The sequence below is a fragment of the Bradyrhizobium campsiandrae genome (assembly GCF_014529705.1).
In the GTDB taxonomy this organism is placed as follows: Bacteria; Pseudomonadota; Alphaproteobacteria; order Rhizobiales; family Xanthobacteraceae; genus Bradyrhizobium; species Bradyrhizobium campsiandrae.
Genome location: NZ_JAANIH010000111.1, coordinates 1 through 17,463, shown reverse-complemented (window position 1 = coordinate 17,463; position 17,463 = coordinate 1). Strand labels below are relative to the sequence as shown.

The following is a 17,463-nucleotide window of genomic DNA, read 5'->3' as shown; positions in this document are numbered from 1 at the left end:
AGTGAATCACAAATCAAGTTTGCAAGGAATCCCGCTCCAAGAGCCCGCTTTCTGGCAAATCCAACCACGGCAAGATGCCGTTTCTAGATTCCAAATCAACGGCTTGGAAGTTCTTCACGGGAGACCAACTAAAGGACCGAGTGACAGGATAATTGGCTGGTCGAGGACGCTGTTCGTCAAGTCGAGGCATCGGGGCGGCCGGCCTTAGTAGCCTTTCCTATGGTCGTCTTCCCCGCCGCGCGTGAACAGCTGCAGAGCCGCCTTCATCGATGTTGCGTCGCGCATCTCTCCTTCGACACTCTTTAATGACTTCGTGCGCGTCCCAAATCACCGTTCCGTCCTTCGAAAGAATGAGCGAAGAAGTAAGAGTCGCATCGGATCTCAGGCCACGAACTGCTTCTATCGCGGTATTGCTATTCACATGGACTTCGCAGCGCAACAGCGGCACGTGATAGATCTCGTCGGACGACTGCACGATGGGTCCATCTGTAGAGATAAGTAGAACGTCACCGACCTCGGCACGCTGCTGTGATTCCCGCTCGAGTTCCTTGCAGGCAAGCTCAACCGTTAGTGGAATGGGTCTGACTTCTTGCTCCCAATTCTGAAGAGCTCCTCGTTGTACGCCGAGCCGAGCAGCCGCCTCGACCTGGTTGTAGCCGAGACGTTTCCTCCACTTTTTTAGGTCCCAGCAGTCCATTATATCCTCGACGATTGGACCTTCGGCTTCTAGGACTGCTGCAATTGTTGAGATCGGAACCTGGCACATTCCTTCATCAACTCGGAGCCGCTCCAAATCACAACGCCCTCCTCATCGAGGATGATCGGTTTAACAGCTCCGACGACGTCCATGCGATCGGCCAAGTGCCGGAATACGTCCTGATTGTTGCTGAATCGCTGACAGATCATCGTTGCCATGTCGTGAGATGACGGAGTGGCAAATTCTAAGCAGGTACTTACGTAAGCAAGTGCAACTGGACCGAACTCGGGACGCTGTTTCCAACATCTCACGAGGAATCGGATGGCCAATTCGACAGCCATCGGAATCGCAGTGCTTTCACGTTCCCAGTTTTGAATGGTGGCTCTCGTAACATCAAGTTCCGCTCCAGCCTGCTGCTGGGTATACCCCACGATCTTGCGCCAGCGTTTGAGCTCCTCACCCGTCAAACTTCTGCTCCCGACGAAAGTCCTTACGCGCGATTCGCAGTGCCACACAGGGCCGCCGCGGAGCCCAATCCTATGCTTGATAGCGCCGTTCCCCGCAATCGTGTGGCCGGAATGCAACATGCGTTTCGAATCGAGTGCCGAAAGGGTCATTTGCTCATGAAATAGGCTGCTTGCCCGAGTTTACGCCTTCACGGAAGTCTTCTCCCGCTCCAGATTGGCGTCGGTTTAAGAATTTGATTTCAGTCAGCTCGCATGCCTTCCGGGGGGCGCCGGGATCGGACTGATCTTGAGAACGGTGATGGGGATCCAAAATGAGAAAAGTGGCTTTGTTGGCAACGGCGCTGGCAATGGTAACGGGTTCGGCGCTGGCGGCAGACATGCCGGTGAAGGCCTTGAAAGCACCCCCGCCGCCAGCCTTCGACCCCTGGGATGTCGCCTTCGGCGCCGCAGTCATGAACGACTACATCTTCCGCGGCGTCACGCAATCCAATCATCAGCCGTCGGTTGCTGCCTATTTGGAGCCGCGTTACAACGTCACCAAGGATCTGCAACTCTATATCGGTACTTCGATCGAAAGCATTTCGTTTGCGAACCGTCCCGCGGCTGAGGTCGATATCTACGGCGGTATCCGCCCGACCTTCGGGGCGTTCGCCTTCGATATTGGCGTCTGGGGTTACCTCTATCCGGGCGGGCAGTGCGCCGACAACACGCTCACCGTCGTCGGCGGCGTTGCTGTTCCCGGTGGCGGCGTTTGTCCGGTCTCTACGACCACGATCTTCCTTGCCAATGGCAACGTAATGAAGAAGGACGTCAGCTTCTACGAAGTCTACGGCAAGGTGAACTACACCATCAATGAAAATTGGCAGGTTGGTGCGAACGAGTACTACACGCCGAGCTTCCTGAACTCCGGCGCTTGGGGCAACTACGCTTCGCTCACCGCCAAGTACACGGCGCCGAGCACGACCTTCGGCTCAAGCGGTGTCGGCATGTATGTTTCGGGCGAGTTTGGACGGCAGTGGTTCGGTACGACCGATGCATTTTATGCGGTGGCAGCTTTTCCGAACGGTATCCATTACGCCGATTACAACACTTGGAACATCGGAATCGGCTTCACTTACAAGGTGTTCACGCTCGATCTACGCTATTCGGACACCGACCTGAACAAGGGTGACTGCAACGCCTTCACGGGCGCATTCAACGGGACTGGAACCACCAACGTGACGCCGATTAACCCAACCGGTGTCGGCTCCAACTGGTGCGGCGCGGCCGGTATCGCCAAGCTCTCGTTCGACCTGACGGCAGTCACCAACTTGAAGTAAGATATTATCATAGGATGTAAACGAGGGGCGGCTTGCAAGGGCCGCCCCTTCTTGTGACAGCTTTGGACGATTTGAGACGTTTGCAGAAGCTGAGTGCCTATTGAAGTGTCGTTTATCGACGATGCGCGGTTGTTCTGGTATGAATGCACCAGCTCCGGCAAGGTACGTACCGACAAAGTTTCTATGGGAACGCAGCGACCAAGCGGAAGGCAAAGCGCGGTTCGAGGCCTTAGACCGCCCAGACTGCGAACGCCGCGATGGCGACCACGATGACTGCCGGCATGAACCAGCCGGCGACCTGTTCGGCCAACCGCTGAATCGGAGCCCGCGAGCGCTGCGTCTGCGCGACCATCTGCACGATTTGGGACAGCATCGTGTCGCTGCCGACCGTTTTGGCCCGCATGACGAAGCCGCCGGAGCGGTTCAGCGTACGGGCGATCACTTTGCCGCCTACCTCTTTGCTGACCGGCCTGGATTCGCCTGTGACCATCGACTTGTCGAGGAAAGACCTGCCTTCAATCTCACCGTCGACCGGCACCTTCTCGCCCGGCCGCACCCGCAGACGGTCCCCGGGCTGCAGCACGGTGATGTGAACCTCCTTATCACTCCCGTCCGCGGATGCGCCGCGCCGTCTTCGGAGCGACGTCGAGCAGAACCTTGATCACGTCAGAGGTCGCCTCGCGCGCGCAGTTCGAGAACTTGCCCCAGAAGTACCAGCACGATGATAACTGCGGCCGCCTCCAAGTAGACGGCGACCGCGCCGGCGTGTCCCCTGGACGTGGCGGGGAAGACACCGGTGGCGACGACGCTATAGACCCACGCAACGGCGGTGCCCATCGCGATCAGCCTGAACATCTTCAGGTTGCGCGTCAAAAGCGACTACCAGCCGCGAACGAAGAACGGCCCGCATCACGACGGACGTGGCGAGAACGAGCTGGATTCAGTTCGAGAGCGACTGATCGACCCAGCCGTGACCGCCGATCAGGTGTCCCCCATCTGCAGGATCTCGACGGGGCACGGAAAGCGCGAAGCCTATCCAGAAGCGACGCGTCTTTCCTGCATAGATCGAAGCAGAAGTAGAAAGTCTGTCCACCGGATTCGGCCTTGTGACGCGCCGGCCCTGGATCGACGCCCATAGCGCAGACGGGATCAAACGTGGCGCTGGACGCCTGCGCGCGATGCGGGAAGGCCGTAGCAGTTTCCCCTAGGCCCGACAGACCCCGCGGAGGAAGAAATTCCTGAGGATCACGTCGCCATTGCGTGGAACACGCGATCAGAGCGGCCACAAGGCCGATCAGCGCCACAAGATCGCAGAACTGATGGAAGTCGGGGTGGATAGGAAACCGGGCGACAGTCACGAATGCTTGACCTGAATCGAGGACTGCGTCCGGAGCAGGGATATGTTACTCAAGGCGCGCTGGGGCCCGAAAGGTAAATGAATTAGATGCGGCTCGTCCGTACCATCCTGGCATTCGCGATTGCCGTCTCGCTGGCGATGCTGCCGCTTGGCGCGTCGACCGCCGGGCAGGCGATGTCGTCGGACGACATGAAGGTCGGCGTGCAGATGGCGGACCACACCGACATGTCGATGGACGACTGCTGTCCGGACGGCATGGACGGAAAGACCTCCCACACGGACGGCTACAAGTGCGGGATGGGTGTCTGCTGCATCGGCGGAGCTCTCGCGCTCGGGGACGTTCGACCCATTGCGTTCGCGTTTTTCGCGGTGGCGGCGAGCAAAATCGCCATCCCCTCGGACCAGGTCGTCGATTTTCGCGGCGGCAGTCCTCCATTCCGACCTCCTCGAGTCTGATCTCGCAAAACCCGGCGCGCGCACGCTTGCTCGCGCAGACGATGACGTGCGCGCCCAGGGCGGCACGGCCGAGATCAATCCATGAGGACAGGACAATGCTTTCTACATTCAGGACCGCGGCTCTCGCCGCAACCCTTTCGTTTGCCGCTTCAGTCACCATGGCGGGCGCCGGTGATTACACGTTCGAGCCGGTCAATCCGGAGATGAAGAAGGGCGACGACGTCACGCTCGCCATCCGTCTGACGAACAAGCAGACCGGCAAGCCGGTGCCGGATGCGGTCATTTTCAAGACCCGCGTCGACATGGCGCCCGACCGGATGGCCGAGATGGAGTCGCCCGTTTCTCCGCTGCCGTCGAAGGAGCCGGGCGTCTACGCCTTCAAGACGGACCTACCGATGGCCGGCCGCTATCAGGTGACGCTCTCCGCCAAGGTGCAGGGTGAGCCGGAGACGATCACAGGCAAGGTGGTCGCCAAGGCGACCAAGTGAGCGTTCGGGCGCCGCTCGGCGGCGCCCGATGTCCTCCTTTTCGATCACACGGATGCGCCTGATCGCGCGCGGAACACGCCATGAAGACGCTGCGTCTACTGACGACGACCCTCGCGCTGGGCGGCGCCCTGGCTCCGGCCGGCTACTGGCACTCGAGCGGCGAGCGCTGGCCTGCCTATGCCGCCGTAACCACGACGGCGGCGGCCGCAGAGCGAAAACCGCTCTACTATCGGGATCCCGGCGGGGCGCCGGCCTGGTCGGCAGGCCCGAAGAAGGATGCGCAAGGCCGAGATTATCTGCCGATCTACGACGAAGACGAACCCGCGGCCGAGCCGCCGAAGGCGAAGCCGCAGCAGGCGAACGCCTCCCGAAAGATCCTGTACTACCGAAATCCGATGGGACTGCCGGACACTTCGCCCGTGCCGAAGAAGGATCCGATGGGGATGGACTACGTCCCCGTGTACGAAGGCGACGAGACCGACGACGGCACGGTGAGGCTTTCGCCGGGCAAGATCCAGCGCACCGGCGTCAAGTCCGAGCCCGCCGAACGGCGCAGCATCAGCGTCGCCGTGAAGGCGCCCGGCACCATCCAGCTCGACGAGCGCTGCATCTCCGTCATCGCGATGCGGGCGGAAAGCTTCGTGCAGAAGATCGCGGACGTCACCACAGGCACCCGCGTGAAGGCGGGGCAGCCCTTGATGGAGGTCTACAGTTCGGCCATCGCCTCCGCGGCGGCGGAATATCTCGCCACCCTCAATTCGAAGGTGGTGGGCGGCGTGGAGGCCTACGGCCGCGGCTCGCGTCAGCGCCTGATGAACCTCGATGTTCCTGAGCCGGTCATCACCGCGATGGAGAAGTCGAAGGTCGCTCCGGTCACGGTGCAGTGGACGGCACCACGCGATGGTATCGTGCTCGAACGCAACGCGATCGAAGGCATGCGGGCCAATCCCGGCGACGTGCTGTTCCGGATCGCCGACACGTCGGTGGTGTGGGCCTTGGTCGACGTGGCCGAACGCGATCTCGGCAACATCGCCGTGGGTCAGCCCGTGACGGTACGCGCGAGAAGTTTTGCGGGCCGATCCTTCGCCGGCAAGATCGCCGTCGTCCATCCGCAGGTGAACCGCGACACCCGAACCGTTCGCGTCCGGATCGAACTCGCCAATCCGGACGCGGCGCTGCTGCCCGACATGTACGTCGATGCCAACATCGACACCGCCGATTCCACGCCCGTCCTCGCGGTACCCGACAGTTCGGTGCTCGACACCGGCAGCCGCCAGGCCGTCCTTGTCGACAAGGGGGAAGGGCGCTTCGAGCCTCGCGAGGTCAAACTCGGGCGGAGAGGCGGCGGCTACGTCGAGGTGCGGAACGGTCTTGCCGCGGGCGAAGCCGTAGTCACCTCCGCCAACTTCCTGATCGATGCGGAAAGCAACCTGAAGGCGGCGCTGAAGGGCTTCGCCGAAGCGGGCCCCTCGCGGCCCGAAGCTCGGTCCCACAGCGGCATGGGAGAACACAAATGATCTCCCGCATCATCGCCTGGTCGGCGCGCAACCTGCTTCTGGTGCTGTTCGGCACCGGCTTCGCGGCCGCCGCCGGTCTCTACGCGCTCGTTCACCTGCCGCTCGATGCGATCCCGGATCTCTCCGACACGCAGGTCATCGTTTATACCGAATATCCCGGCCAGGCGCCGCAGGTCATCGAGGACCAGGTCACTTATCCTCTGACGACCGCCATGCTGACGGTGCCGAAGTCCAAGGTGGTGCGCGGCTTCTCCTTCTTCGGCGTGTCGTTCGTCTACGTGATCTTCGAGGACGGCACCGATATCTACTGGGCGCGCTCGCGCGTCATGGAGTTTCTCAACAGCGCGGCGTCGAGGCTCCCCGCCGGCGTCACACCCACGATCGGGCCCGACGCGACCGGTGTCGGCTGGGTCTACCAGTACGCCGTCATGTCCAAGGAGCTGAGCCTCGCCGAGACCCGCACGATCCAGGACTGGAATCTGAAATTCGCGCTGGCCAAGGCCGAAGGCGTCGCCGAAGTCGCCAGCATCGGCGGCTTCGTGAAACAGTATAACGTGGTCCTCGACCCGCAGCGGATGCGGGACCGCGGGATCAGCATGCAGAAGATCCGGGAGGCGATCCGCGCTTCGAACGCGGACGTCGGCGGTCGGACCGTGGAACTGTCCGAGTTCGAGTACGTCATCCGCGGCAAGGGTTACATCAAGAGCATCAACGATCTCGGCAACATCGTGCTGAAGACCAGCAACGGCACGCCGGTGCTGCTGCGCGATGTGGCAACCGTCGAACTTGGTCCGGACGAGCGACGCGGCATCGCGGAACTGAACGGGGAGGGCGAGGTCGCCAGCGGCATCGTGCTGCAGCGCTTCGGCGTCACTTTTCCCTGAGTGTCATTTTTTGTCACGCGAATTGGTACGGCCATGCCAGCTTCGCTGTTGCACAATCCCTTGCCGGCAACGAACATGCGACTGTCGTTGTTGCGCTTTCCGCTTCCCCCAATTTTCATCGTCCGCCCAAGCCCCGCGGCGTTCCGCAGGCCGATTCTGCTATCCCTACGGCCCGTTGGCATAAGCGGAATGGCCCTGCAAAGGAGGCGCATTCTGCGCGTTGACACGTGACGGTCAATTCATACTCTTCCCGCCGCTGCAATGAGAACAGTGCGATTGGAACGCGAAAAGGGAGAGCAGTCCACCATGGTTTCGCAATCAGCGTTGCCGCGCCGCACCCTTGGTCGGACCGGACTTGAAGTTTCCATTCAACATCCTGGCCCGCCAGAGAGATCCCGCGCCACCAGCCAACATCCTCACCCCCACGGCGCTGATCTTACGCCATGCGCCGATCGCCGACTGTGCCCGTTACGACAACCTCAGGAGAACCAACTAATGGAGCGCACTCAACTGTTCGACCTCATGGGCGAACTCAAACTCTACGGCATGAAGGCTGCCTTCGACGAGATCATGGCGACTGCTGTCAAGCGCCAGCACGAACCCCAGCGCATCGTCGGCGACCTGCTCAACGCCGAGATCAACGAGAAGCAGGCCCGTTCGATCAAATACCAGCTCACCATTGCCAAGCTGCCGCTTGCCAAGGACCTTGAGGACTTCCAGTTCGAAGACACGCCCATCAATCGGACGCTGGTCAATGACCTCGCCGGCGGCGGCTTCATCGCCCAGCAACGCAACGTCGTGCTGGTCGGCGGCACCGGCACCGGCAAGACCCATCTGGCCATCGCAATCGCCAGGAGCTGCATCCGATCCGGTGCCCGTGGCCGCTTCTACAACGTGGTCGACCTCGTCAACCGCCTCGAGATCGAGACCCGCAATGGACGGCAGGGACGGCTCGCCGAGCACTTGACCCGGATGGACTTCATCGTTCTGGACGAACTCGGATATCTGCCCTACTCGGATATCTGCCCTTCGCCCAGTCCGGTGGCCAGCTCCTGTTCCACCTCGTCAGCCGGCTCTACGAGCGCGCCTCCGTCATCGTCACCACCAATCTCGCCTTCGGCGAATGGCCCAGCGTGTTCGGCGATGCCAAGATGACCACCGCGCTGCTCGACCGGTTGACCCATCACTGTGACATCGTCGAGACCGGCAACGATAGCTGGCGATTCAAAAGCCGCGACGATGATCACGCCACCCGCGCTCGTCTCGTCTCCGCAATCCCGGCCAGCTCCGACGAGCCGAGCGCTACCGCCAAACCCCGCCGCGCAAAGGGGTCAAAATTGGACGCCGATGAGGGGTCAAATTTGAACGCCGATTGACAGTTCGCTACATGACACTGGAAACCATCGCACCGTTGAGCGATGATCCCACCGTCAGCCTTCCGGCTATCGCCAGCTGACCGGCCCGGCCCACGCCGGCGAACGCGGTGCGCCGCCACCTACACCACGCCACGGGACATGATCCCTTTAGCTAGCGAAGAATCTGTCTGGACTTCACGGAGCCGGTTGTCCGGCCAGGGCCATTTTCCTGCTATTTCGAGCTTTTAAATTGACCTGCTTGGTACAGGCGGGGGGCATCCCAGTTGCCCCGGAACTTTCCGGCGTTTCGTTTATTTCATCTGTTGCGTTTATTTCGAATATAGCCTATACAAAAGGCCGTACAGGGAGAAAATACGATGACGATGCCAGCCTACGCTGAAGAGCTGGGAGGTACTCGCCTGCCTTCCGCGAGCGAGAAGGCGGCGGCCAACCAGCTTCGTCAGATACTCGCTTCGCATGCGACGGGAGATGCCAAACTGCGAGTGCTCGACGATGCACAGCAGGCTGCTGAGATAACCTTGTCGCCGGCCCTGTCGAGTCTCTTGATGGAATTGCTGCGGCATATCGGTCGCGGAGATGCGGTGACGCTTGTGCCTGTGCATGAGATGTTGACCACGCAGCAAGCTGCCGACATTCTGAATGTCTCGCGTCCGTTTCTGGTCTCACTGCTTGAGAAGAACGAAATTCAGCACGTGACGGTGGGGCGTCATCGCAGGGTTAGGGCAGAGGACCTATTCGCCTATAAGCGCACGCGTGATGAGAAGCGGGGCAAAGCGCTTGCGAATCTCGCTGAGCAGGACGCGGAGCACCTGTAAGCTTGTTTGCAAACCGCTTCACCGCATTCGTCGATGCGTGCTCGCTTGCAAGCGCGCTCAAAAGGAACCTGCTTCTCTCCTTGGCGGAGGCGGAATTTTTTCGTCTCCGCTGGTCAAGCCGCGTTCTGGATGAGACCGAAACTGCGATCGGGGAAATCTTGAGCGGCAAAGGCTTTGACGATGGCAAGGCGCGCGCAGAGCGGGCGCGCGCCAGCATGGAAGCTGCCTTCGAAGAAGCCATGGTTGCAGATTTTGACAACTTCTTGCCGGTTGCGGCGGGTCTGCCCGATCCCAACGATCGCCACGTTATTGCTGCGGCGGCCAAGACGCAAGCCGCAATGATCGTAACGGAAAACCTTAAGGACTTTCCGGCGGCAGTTCTTTCCGACCTGAACATGGAGGCGAAATCGGCCGACGCTTTCATTGCGGATACTATCGCACTCGACGAAGCTCGCGCCGTTGCGGCCATTCGGCGTATGCGCGAACGCTTCAAGAAACCGGAAATGACGCCGGCGGAGCTATTGCTCATGATGGAGGCTGCGGGACTGATTGAGACGGTTGACGTGCTAAGGCCACACGTCGAATCCCTCTAGCTCAGTAACTAAACAGACGGGCTTTTTGGCAACACGATCTTGATAAAACTCCACTTCGGATATTCCATAATGAAGGTTATGCGAATCGTGAACTACCCGACCCAGCTGCGCGCTCATACGACGTCATGACCGCGCCGGGCTTCTAATCGAGCGGAGTCTTGGCGTCGAGCCGTTCGAACTTCACCACTTCGTCCATTGTCAGCCGCCCGGCAGCCGGGTGCATCCGTGCGGGCGAGGCCTGCATCACGTAGTGTCTTCGGCATCACGCGAACTTCGGGCGGCGCGACAGATAGCGAATTGCCGACATTCTGGCGCAGATGATTGCCGCTGTGCGGTTTGTCTGCGCGCTCCCGCAGAGCGCCGATCAGTCTGACGATGTTCACCGGAATAAGCGCGCCATGCAGGATGGCGATCGGCGCGAGGTGAAGCGCGAACGCATAAGTCAGGAATGCGACATTGCTACAGAGCGCGACCAACCTCAGCGGGACCATGCGGCGCATATAGAAGGTAAGGAACACCAGTGACGAGGCGATGTAGCCAGCCACTTCTACCCACCGCACGGCAGACCTCATGAGGGATTTCATCCGGCCAGTCCCGGACCTGGTTCGGTGCAAATTCTAGGGGATCGGCACATTTGCCGTCGTCACCCGCTCGGGTGAAACCTCATTTTCCCTGATCTATCTCGCCGATCCGCACGCTGCCCATTACCGCGAGTAACGGGGCGAGCTCGGTCTGGCGACCGGTCGCCGTCTTGGCGAAGACGCGGCGCAGATGCGTCTTGGCAGATGCGTCTTGATTGTGTTGGGCGACAGGTTCAGCGATTGTGCAGTCTCCTGGATGGTGATCCCGGACGAGACCGCCAGCGCCACGCGCGCCTCGGCATGGGTCAAACCGTAGGCATCCATGATCTGTCCGAGCGGAAGCGAGCGCCGGTTGGCGGGATCAACGACGAACAGCAGCACTGCCGCATCCTTCACGCCGGCGTCCGACAGCCGCCCGAGATTCTTGCCGCGGATCGAGGAAACGAGAATCGTCAGAAGCCGGCCGTCGAGCTGACACGGCACGCTCATGGAGCCGCCGGCGGCGCCTTCGAGCGCTACGCGGATCAGTTCGCTCAGCCGCTGCGAATGCGCCGGTGAATGGGTGCCGATCGACTGGTGCAGCCGCAGCACCCCTTCCTCGGCCATGCGGTGGGCGGCGGCATTGGCGAACAGCACCCGCCCCTTGCGGTCGAGCACCACAACACCGTCGGCAAGCCGGTCTAGGACGTTGAAGGCTGCTTGCTGCATGGCCAGATAGCCGTCGATCCGAAATCCGAGCGTCACCGACTGGCACAGATGTGGTGACAACCATTCCAAAAGCCGCAGCTCGTCGGAATCGAACGTGCCTCGCCGCGCTCTGCGACACATATTGAACGCGGCGCGGAAATTATTGCGCGCCGCCAGTACCATCATTCCGTTGTGCGCGACATTCTGCGGCCGCAGCACGTCATCGTAAAATGCCGACGACTGGAGCTCCGCCAGCGAGATCGCTTCGTCCGACAGCACCAGCCGCCCGACCGGTTGGGTCTCCATGTGCCGCTGCCACGGGTTCTGCATGTGCCGTTCCTGAAAGACGGAAGGCTGCTTGCTGCATGGCCAGATAGCCGTCGATCCGAAATCCGAGCGTCACAGACCGGCACAGATGCGGTGACAACCATTCCAAAAGCCGCAGCTCGTCGGGATCGAACGTGCCTCGCCGCGCGCTGCGACACATGTTGAACGCGGCGCGAAAATCCTCGCGCGCCGCCAGCGCCATCATTCCGTTGTGCGCGACATTCTGCGGCCGCAACACCTCGTCATAGAACGCCAGCTGCTGAAGCTTCGCCAGCGAGATCGCTTCGTCCGACAGCACCAGCCGCCCGGTCGGCTGCGCCTCCATGTGTTGCGACCATGGATTCTGCATGTGGCGCTCTTGATAGGCGCGGTTGCACTCCTCGTTGAGCCGGCCGTTGAAATCGAAGTAGACGCGTTTCGCGGTCACCGACTGGCCGAACAGGATGCCCCCTTCGCTGTGCGTGAGATCAGCGATCGCCGTGAGCGCATGCGGCCACAGATCGTTCTCGGCCGCCGCGTCATAGATCAGGTCGAGGACCTTCTCGATCTTGTCGCTAGAGAAATTCACCGCACTCCTCCGCCCGAGGCCGTCGACAGCCGGCGGCTGTCCGCGCAATCTAAGGAGGTAAGATGATGATACGGCGACTTGCGGCAGGACGCCTCACCCGATCGGGTGAGGCGCGTTCGATATCGATCAAATATCCGTTCTCGATCTCCCTTTCGTCGATGTAGCTGCCCGCAAAAGAGGCAGGGCGCCTCCCCCTCCAAGCAACAATTCAGTCAAACATTTTGCTAATTGCGATCTCCGCCCGCATTCCGCGAGCTTGCCGGCACCCGTTTCAGATCGATGCCCGCCGTCAGATCGTCGTGGGCAACCCGCGACCCCTGCCGCTCGTAAAGAGAGAAGCCGATCAACAGCGCGGCGAAGACGATGAAATCGACCAGATAGGACGCGCGCGCCCATCGTCGATACGTCTGGCGATCTTCCTCCGTTGCCTCATGTGCCGAGAAACGCGTACTCCGCATGACGAGTCTGGTCATCGTGGAATCTCCTCACACCCGGATGCGGGTTTGCATCCGCCTGCGATCGAGACCTGCGGCAAGCCCCGACCGGGATCACGTTTGGGCAATACGTCAGGCCGAGATCGCGCGTCATCATCCATGCGGGTGAGGCGCAGGCCTTGCTGTCGTTATTTCATGTTTTCCTGTTCCACGCGCCTCTTCACGCACCGAGTCGACCGTCCGCGCAAGGGAGTGTGTCGCGCACGCAGTGATTTGCTGGGAAGTGGTTCTCCCTCACCCGAGTGGGCGATGCGGTGTCTGCGACAGTTCGGTATTGTCATTCGACAACGTTTTCGCACAAGTCGAAACGCGGTGTACGTCACGAAGCAGATATCTCCCGAAGCCTCTGATGGCCATTTGCTGAGATCTTCAACCTTGCTCGCTGATGGAATCGGGGCGCAGCGAAGTATGTACACTTGCCACGTCAGCGACAGTTCTTTAGGCTCAACAGCTAATAGTTGCGTTTGAGATCAGCAGGGGGAGACGTGTTATGACAAAACTTCACGTTACTCGCCGCCGTTTGCTTCGCGGTGCTACAGTTGTGGGTCTGGCGGGGGCATCAGCCTCCGGAGTGATCGAGGCCGCCCACGCGCAAGCGGCGCGAAAGACCTTCGTCTTTGTCAGCGGGGCTTTTTGCGGTGGCTGGATTTGGCGGCGTGTCACGGATCGGCTCGAACAAGGCGGTCACAAGGTGTTTGCTCCGTCACTCACGGGTTTAGCCGATCGCTCGCACTTGCTGAGCAAGGACGTCAATTTGGACACCCACATCGCCGACGTCGTCAACCTGATCAAATGGGAAAGTCTCGAGAACGTCTGCCTCGTGGCGTGGTCCCTTGCAGGCTATGTAGGTTCCGGCGCTCTCGAAAGCATCGGCGATCGCGTCTCATCGGTTGTATGGCTTGATGCCTTCATTCCAGCCGACGGACAAAGGGCTGCGGACACCGCAGCCGAGCCGGTTCGCAAAGGCATACAAGCGGCCATCGAAAAGGGCGAGGCAGGCGTTCGTGGATCGGCGAAGTATCCGCCTGCTGTCGTTGCCGAACGCGATCGGGTCTTCGCTGAATCCAAAGTGACTCCGCATCCCGTCGGCGCCTATCTTCAGCCGATCAAGGTTACCGGGGCGCTGCAAAAGGTGGCAAAGAAGACATATGTCCGTCTCCCCAAATTTCCAATGCCGCCGTTTGATAAGGCACTGGCAGAATGCAAGAGCGATAAGTCCTGGGCCACGTTCGAGCTGCCTGATGTCGGGCACATGGCCATGCTTGACGCACCAGACCGTTTGAGCGAGTTAATACTGCAAGCCGCGTAAGTTCGTAGCAGACGGGAGCCGACAATGCCTTCTCTCAAAGCTGTGATTGGCTTAATTTTCCTGCTCACCTCCATCGGCCTTTCCTGCGCGAAAGCCCAAGAACGATCGGCCGACTACGAACGTGTGACGCCCGCAGACATCAAGTGGGCTCCGCTGCCATCAATGCCCAAAGGAGCACAAATCGCGGTTCTGCACGGCAGCCTCAGCAAGCCCGGACTGTTCACGATCCGCGTGAAGCTACCTCCGCACTTCAAACTGCCTGTACATTCTCACCCCGATGAGCGCGTGCGGACGATTATCTCCGGGACCTACTATTCGGCGATTGGCGACAAGGTCGACGAGGCAAAACTCATGGTCTTTCCTACCGGCACGTTTTCGAACGTGCCGCCAAACGTTTGGCAGTTTGCCGAAACGAAGGACGAGGAAGTCGTCTTTCAAATCAGCGGGGTCGGCCCCACTGGAATCAACTACCTGAATCCTGCGGATGACCCGCGCAACTCTCACTAAGGATTGCCACGCCAGCAAAACCTCGGCAACGCGCCGACGAATTTCTTCAACAGCAACGGCAGCATTCCCGCGATCTGCGGCACCTTGACCGCTGCCGGACTTACCTAGGCCTCGGGTTAGGCTGCAACCTTTCAACGCCATGAGCCAGTTCATGGGCATCCCGATCGATTCATTCCTCGCCGGACGCGGCGAGGCGGCAACGACATCAAGCGCTCCATCCGTTGCGGCCGAGAGCCGCGCGAGCGGAACGTCCCGCGCCGAGCGCGAGGCGTATGCCTCGATGTTCACCAAGGCTCCCACCGCGCAGATCCACGATCCCAGGTGGATCGTGCCCCATGCCTTAGATGAGTCCGAGCGTGTAATGGGGAGGATGGTGACCTTTCTAATGAGCGTCTACATGAGTTTATTGCATAAGATAGATTATGGAATACTTTTGCAATTCTTGGAACGCGATCGATGATGACTTCGGATTACTTTAGTATACTTTCTTCGGCGCTTCGTCCATCCCAGCCATCTCACGCGGGATCACACGTTCGCTCCAAACATGACGAATGCCGCTGGACGTAACCGCGACGGGTTTTGCGCCTGAGCCAGGACTCAAGCGCCTCGACCGCCTGCACGTGCCCATCGAACAGATCGAGCCGCCGTCGACCTCGGCCACCGAGACGGCCCCACTCACGGACCAATGCGGTATCGCCGAACAGCGTCGGCTCGATCGTAAGCACATAGAACCGCGCCATGTTGCGGGCCGGATCGCGACGCTCGAGCACGAGGTATTGCACGGTGAATTCGGACATGCGCCAGAATCGCAATTACCGAATCGACCGTCCAATTAAATAAATGAATCGATCAGGGCCAACGATTCAACAATTTTATGCAGGCAACGCCACTGCACCGTTCGAAACCTTTCGGCGACGGGCGCAATGCTGGATGTCACCTCGCCGGTCGGCATTCCCGCGCGGTTCACGTTGGTTATCGAGGCGGAGCACGCGTCGAAGCCCGCGGTCGTTGTGCGGCGACAAGACAAACGCATCGGCATTCGCTTCGAGGCCGAGCGCGCCAGCTCGGCCGTGTAAGGACACCTCCGTCGAGAGCCGCTCTGAAAGAGGAACCCGGGCCGCGTGAGCATAGCGACGACAAAGCCGGCACGCGGGACGAGTGCAGCTCTGAGACCGGTCAAAAGGGCACCCGACTGGATGGGTAGTGATAGCGGTCGCCGAAGGCGAGTCCCTCCAGTGAGCGACCCAGGCGAGGAGCACAATATCGCTTGCGCGATGGGATCGCCACCCGAAGGGACAAGACCCCTTAGGGGCTCGGTGGGCGCCAGCGGGTAGAGCCTGGCGACTTACCTGGGATCGCGAGGCTTAACCCTGACGATTAGGCTTACCCGTCAAGGTTTTCTCTTGGTATTTCGGTAGCGGCCCTTCAAGATTGGGCAAAGCTCCGTTAGGAGCGAAGATTAGTCTTAGCGTCAGAGCCGCGTGCGTGAGTTTTCAGCTGTCGATATTGAAGATCTTGGCCGGCCAGCCCGATGGACGCGGCAGTCTCGAGGTGGTGAAACAGCACCTCGCGATCTTCTATACCAGCGGTCCGGAGTGGGGTGCGCGTATGAAGCGGCTCGCCGAGCTTGCTCCCAATCTCGATCTCTTCGGCCAGAAGCTCGTCGAGCGTGAGCAGGGGAGCTGGCGGATCACCGGCGAGGGCCGTGCTTTCTTGACTGCGCTCGAACACAAGGCGTCGGCGCGTACCAAAGAACCACCCGAAGACGACCGCGAAAGCGCCGAGCTCACGCCAGAGGTCGTATCCTTGCCCTGCCCGCCGGGACGGTCTCTGGACCATCGAAACCGGCGGCGCAAAGTCAATAGGCGCAAAATCCCTCGACGCTCGGCCTAGGCCCCCGAGGAGGTTGGACCATTTTCCTTCATCAAGAGGAAGAGGTTTTATTTTGCCATCAAGCCCGATATGCAACTCAGACTAAGGGCTGCTGTCACCCTGGCGCGCCAGCTGTCGACTAGGGAGTTTTAGGTCGATAGCGCGATAAACTCTCGCACTTCAATGCTGACGAAGGACAACATCGTTCCTGGCGAACGCGAACCTCATAGGCGGCTCGCCGCTTTCTATCGGTCGTAGTGTTTGCCGCCGGTGCTGATTTGATAAAGGATCGCCGAATAAGGAAGACGCAGGAGAATGGAAGCTTCCTTCGTGACCTTGCCGAGGACGGCAGCCCGGCACAGAAGGCTGACACCACCCATTGTTCGGTCGCAAAAGGCGTCCGCGCTGTCGATAAAGTTCAGCTTTGTAAGGCGAGCTATGACGACGGTCCGCCCCTCGGGTAACCCGCCAATAGGCTGGACAACAAAGATGGTGATGAACTGCGCGCCAACGATGAGCGCTAGAAGGAGCGCACCAATACCGAGCCAGACTTTCACCCTCCCCTCCGTCTATCTTGAATAATCTATTTCGGCATACTCGGCGCCGACCCGGGTCGCCATGATCTCAGGCTTCTCACCCGAGGTGGCGAATCCGGCTTGCAACATCGACGCGCGTTCAGCGGATAGGCGCATCGCGCGCCTTTTCTCGAGCAAGCTACGATCGGCAAAGACGATGTTGGCAAATCTCGCCAAGCCTGCCTCGCGCATCTTCTTGCCGCCAGAGGCGGTGATAAAGACGAGAACGATATTGCGGTTCATGCCCTCGATGCGCAAATCCGACAAACACAACAGCGAGCATTTCTGAGCGTCTGCTGTTGGAATGCAGGCGGCCTTCGTGAATTGGATCATGATGGCGATTTCTGATGTCACGCGATCAGCGATGGACTTTGCCGCGCGCTGGTCGCAAGCCGCTTTCGCTCCTGACGACGCGCATAGGCACAGCAATATCGCCGTTAGGATTAACGTAAGCGAGGCTTTTCTCCCATTTGATTGATGGGTTTCCGCTCGGTTTGTGCTCTGCGATTCTTGGCTGTTGAGGCAGCCAGGAGGAGACTGACGGATGGAACTATCGGGCGAGGAGTCCGAAGCT

20 protein-coding genes and 3 pseudogenes are annotated in these 17,463 nt (G+C 60.2%); 13 read left to right on the top strand and 10 right to left on the bottom strand.

The window, feature by feature from the left end:
- Positions 1-217: 217 nt before the first annotated feature.
- Together G8O24_RS41035 and G8O24_RS41030 are read right to left on the bottom strand one after the other, a co-directional pair.
- Positions 218-697, bottom strand: coding sequence for a helix-turn-helix domain-containing protein (locus G8O24_RS41035; RefSeq protein WP_188108184.1), 480 nt, complete (start codon positions 695-697; stop codon positions 218-220).
- Between the two features lie 29 nt (positions 698-726).
- Entirely contained in the window at positions 727-1,164 is a 438-nt protein-coding gene (locus G8O24_RS41030) for a helix-turn-helix domain-containing protein (protein WP_188108183.1), read from the bottom strand.
- 311 nt (positions 1,165-1,475) lie between these two features.
- Here G8O24_RS41030 and G8O24_RS41025 point away from each other — a divergent pair, with 311 nt between their 5' ends.
- Positions 1,476-2,483, top strand: a complete 1,008-nt coding sequence (locus G8O24_RS41025; RefSeq protein ID WP_188108182.1) for a TorF family putative porin — start codon at positions 1,476-1,478, stop codon at positions 2,481-2,483.
- 232 nt (positions 2,484-2,715) lie between these two features.
- Here G8O24_RS41025 and G8O24_RS41020 read toward each other — a convergent pair.
- Positions 2,716-3,700 (bottom strand): annotated as a pseudogene (locus tag G8O24_RS41020) (HAD-IC family P-type ATPase); the annotation flags it as partial.
- 227 nt (positions 3,701-3,927) lie between these two features.
- Between G8O24_RS41020 and G8O24_RS41015 the strand changes: the two are divergent.
- The 7 genes and pseudogenes from G8O24_RS41015 to G8O24_RS40985 all read left to right on the top strand — a co-directional run bounded on the left by G8O24_RS41015 (position 3,928) and on the right by G8O24_RS40985 (position 9,969).
- The gene (locus G8O24_RS41015; protein ID WP_188108181.1) at positions 3,928-4,296 is read left to right on the top strand and encodes a hypothetical protein; all 369 of its coding nucleotides are present in this window, start codon (positions 3,928-3,930) and stop codon (positions 4,294-4,296) included.
- A 95-nt stretch (positions 4,297-4,391) separates the two neighbouring features.
- Positions 4,392-4,784, top strand: a complete 393-nt coding sequence (locus tag G8O24_RS41010; RefSeq protein WP_188108180.1) for a FixH family protein — start codon at positions 4,392-4,394, stop codon at positions 4,782-4,784.
- Between the two features lie 80 nt (positions 4,785-4,864).
- The gene (locus tag G8O24_RS41005) at positions 4,865-6,301 is read left to right on the top strand and encodes an efflux RND transporter periplasmic adaptor subunit (protein ID WP_188108179.1); all 1,437 of its coding nucleotides are present in this window, start codon (positions 4,865-4,867) and stop codon (positions 6,299-6,301) included.
- A pseudogene (locus G8O24_RS41000) lies at positions 6,298-7,173 on the top strand (efflux RND transporter permease subunit); the annotation flags it as partial. The gene G8O24_RS41005 and the pseudogene G8O24_RS41000, both read left to right, overlap by 4 nt.
- A gap of 507 nt (positions 7,174-7,680) precedes the next feature.
- A pseudogene (gene istB, locus G8O24_RS40995) lies at positions 7,681-8,420 on the top strand (IS21-like element helper ATPase IstB); the annotation flags it as partial.
- Between the two features lie 497 nt (positions 8,421-8,917).
- Positions 8,918-9,376, top strand: coding sequence for a helix-turn-helix domain-containing protein (locus G8O24_RS40990; RefSeq protein ID WP_188108178.1), 459 nt, complete (start codon positions 8,918-8,920; stop codon positions 9,374-9,376).
- A gap of 2 nt (positions 9,377-9,378) precedes the next feature.
- Positions 9,379-9,969, top strand: a complete 591-nt coding sequence (locus G8O24_RS40985) for a PIN domain-containing protein (RefSeq protein WP_188108177.1) — start codon at positions 9,379-9,381, stop codon at positions 9,967-9,969.
- A 113-nt stretch (positions 9,970-10,082) separates the two neighbouring features.
- Here the strand turns inward: G8O24_RS40985 and G8O24_RS40980 are convergent, their stop codons facing one another.
- The 4 genes from G8O24_RS40980 to G8O24_RS40965 form a co-directional block, all read right to left on the bottom strand.
- Positions 10,083-10,553 (bottom strand): hypothetical protein, encoded by a 471-nt coding sequence (locus tag G8O24_RS40980; protein ID WP_188108176.1) that lies wholly within the window; start codon positions 10,551-10,553, stop codon positions 10,083-10,085.
- Positions 10,554-10,673: 120 nt separating this feature from the next.
- Positions 10,674-11,543, bottom strand: a complete 870-nt coding sequence (locus G8O24_RS40975; protein WP_188108175.1) for a helix-turn-helix transcriptional regulator — start codon at positions 11,541-11,543, stop codon at positions 10,674-10,676.
- On the bottom strand, positions 11,458-12,132 hold the full coding sequence (locus G8O24_RS40970) for a hypothetical protein (RefSeq protein WP_188108174.1): 675 nt from the start codon (positions 12,130-12,132) through the stop codon (positions 11,458-11,460). Before G8O24_RS40970 ends, G8O24_RS40975 begins: the two co-directional genes overlap by 86 nt.
- Before the next feature lie 224 nt (positions 12,133-12,356).
- On the bottom strand, positions 12,357-12,605 hold the full coding sequence (locus tag G8O24_RS40965; protein WP_188108173.1) for a hypothetical protein: 249 nt from the start codon (positions 12,603-12,605) through the stop codon (positions 12,357-12,359).
- A 511-nt stretch (positions 12,606-13,116) separates the two neighbouring features.
- On the opposite strand from G8O24_RS40965, the gene G8O24_RS40960 reads away from it, so the two are divergent.
- The 3 genes from G8O24_RS40960 (at position 13,117) to G8O24_RS40950 (ending at position 14,902) form a co-directional block, all read left to right on the top strand.
- Positions 13,117-13,935: an alpha/beta fold hydrolase gene (locus G8O24_RS40960; RefSeq protein ID WP_188108172.1), complete on the top strand. Its 819-nt coding sequence runs from the start codon at positions 13,117-13,119 to the stop codon at positions 13,933-13,935.
- A 24-nt stretch (positions 13,936-13,959) separates the two neighbouring features.
- The gene (locus G8O24_RS40955; protein WP_188108171.1) at positions 13,960-14,442 is read left to right on the top strand and encodes a cupin domain-containing protein; all 483 of its coding nucleotides are present in this window, start codon (positions 13,960-13,962) and stop codon (positions 14,440-14,442) included.
- Between the two features lie 151 nt (positions 14,443-14,593).
- Positions 14,594-14,902 (top strand): hypothetical protein, encoded by a 309-nt coding sequence (locus G8O24_RS40950; protein WP_188108170.1) that lies wholly within the window; start codon positions 14,594-14,596, stop codon positions 14,900-14,902.
- A gap of 55 nt (positions 14,903-14,957) precedes the next feature.
- Here G8O24_RS40950 and G8O24_RS40945 read toward each other — a convergent pair whose 3' ends face one another.
- Positions 14,958-15,239: a WGR domain-containing protein gene (locus G8O24_RS40945; protein ID WP_188108169.1), complete on the bottom strand. Its 282-nt coding sequence runs from the start codon at positions 15,237-15,239 to the stop codon at positions 14,958-14,960.
- Positions 15,240-15,278: 39 nt separating this feature from the next.
- Between G8O24_RS40945 and G8O24_RS40940 the strand changes: the two genes are divergently transcribed.
- Together G8O24_RS40940 and G8O24_RS40935 are read left to right on the top strand one after the other, a co-directional pair.
- Positions 15,279-15,518 carry a PilZ domain-containing protein gene (locus tag G8O24_RS40940; protein ID WP_311972563.1) on the top strand — a complete coding sequence of 80 codons (240 nt, stop codon included), beginning with the start codon at positions 15,279-15,281 and terminating at the stop codon, positions 15,516-15,518.
- 409 nt (positions 15,519-15,927) lie between these two features.
- On the top strand, positions 15,928-16,335 hold the full coding sequence (locus tag G8O24_RS40935) for a hypothetical protein (RefSeq protein ID WP_188108167.1): 408 nt from the start codon (positions 15,928-15,930) through the stop codon (positions 16,333-16,335).
- Between the two features lie 224 nt (positions 16,336-16,559).
- On the opposite strand, the gene G8O24_RS40930 is transcribed toward G8O24_RS40935, so the two are convergent.
- Together G8O24_RS40930 and G8O24_RS44125 are read right to left on the bottom strand one after the other, a co-directional pair.
- The gene (locus G8O24_RS40930) at positions 16,560-16,871 is read right to left on the bottom strand and encodes a hypothetical protein (protein WP_188108166.1); all 312 of its coding nucleotides are present in this window, start codon (positions 16,869-16,871) and stop codon (positions 16,560-16,562) included.
- Between the two features lie 12 nt (positions 16,872-16,883).
- Positions 16,884-17,463 (bottom strand): hypothetical protein (locus G8O24_RS44125; protein ID WP_210324916.1); only part of this gene is annotated, 580 nt, incomplete at its 5' end.

Bases quoted from the DNA above. Each gene is read 5' to 3' on its own strand.
- G8O24_RS41035 (WP_188108184.1), bottom strand. From the start codon at position 697: ATGGACTGCTGGGACCTAAAAAAGTGGAGGAAACGTCTCGGCTACAAC.
- G8O24_RS41025 (WP_188108182.1), top strand. From the start codon at position 1,476: ATGAGAAAAGTGGCTTTGTTGGCAACGGCGCTGGCAATGGTAACGGGT.
- G8O24_RS41015 (WP_188108181.1), top strand. From the start codon at position 3,928: ATGCGGCTCGTCCGTACCATCCTGGCATTCGCGATTGCCGTCTCGCTG.
- G8O24_RS41010 (WP_188108180.1), top strand. From the start codon at position 4,392: ATGCTTTCTACATTCAGGACCGCGGCTCTCGCCGCAACCCTTTCGTTT.
- G8O24_RS41005 (WP_188108179.1), top strand. From the start codon at position 4,865: ATGAAGACGCTGCGTCTACTGACGACGACCCTCGCGCTGGGCGGCGCC.
- G8O24_RS40990 (WP_188108178.1), top strand. From the start codon at position 8,918: ATGACGATGCCAGCCTACGCTGAAGAGCTGGGAGGTACTCGCCTGCCT.
- G8O24_RS40980 (WP_188108176.1), bottom strand. From the start codon at position 10,553: ATGAAATCCCTCATGAGGTCTGCCGTGCGGTGGGTAGAAGTGGCTGGC.
- G8O24_RS40975 (WP_188108175.1), bottom strand. From the start codon at position 11,543: ATGGAGACCCAACCGGTCGGGCGGCTGGTGCTGTCGGACGAAGCGATC.
- G8O24_RS40965 (WP_188108173.1), bottom strand. From the start codon at position 12,605: ATGACCAGACTCGTCATGCGGAGTACGCGTTTCTCGGCACATGAGGCA.
- G8O24_RS40960 (WP_188108172.1), top strand. From the start codon at position 13,117: ATGACAAAACTTCACGTTACTCGCCGCCGTTTGCTTCGCGGTGCTACA.
- G8O24_RS40955 (WP_188108171.1), top strand. From the start codon at position 13,960: ATGCCTTCTCTCAAAGCTGTGATTGGCTTAATTTTCCTGCTCACCTCC.
- G8O24_RS40950 (WP_188108170.1), top strand. From the start codon at position 14,594: ATGGGCATCCCGATCGATTCATTCCTCGCCGGACGCGGCGAGGCGGCA.
- G8O24_RS40945 (WP_188108169.1), bottom strand. From the start codon at position 15,239: ATGTCCGAATTCACCGTGCAATACCTCGTGCTCGAGCGTCGCGATCCG.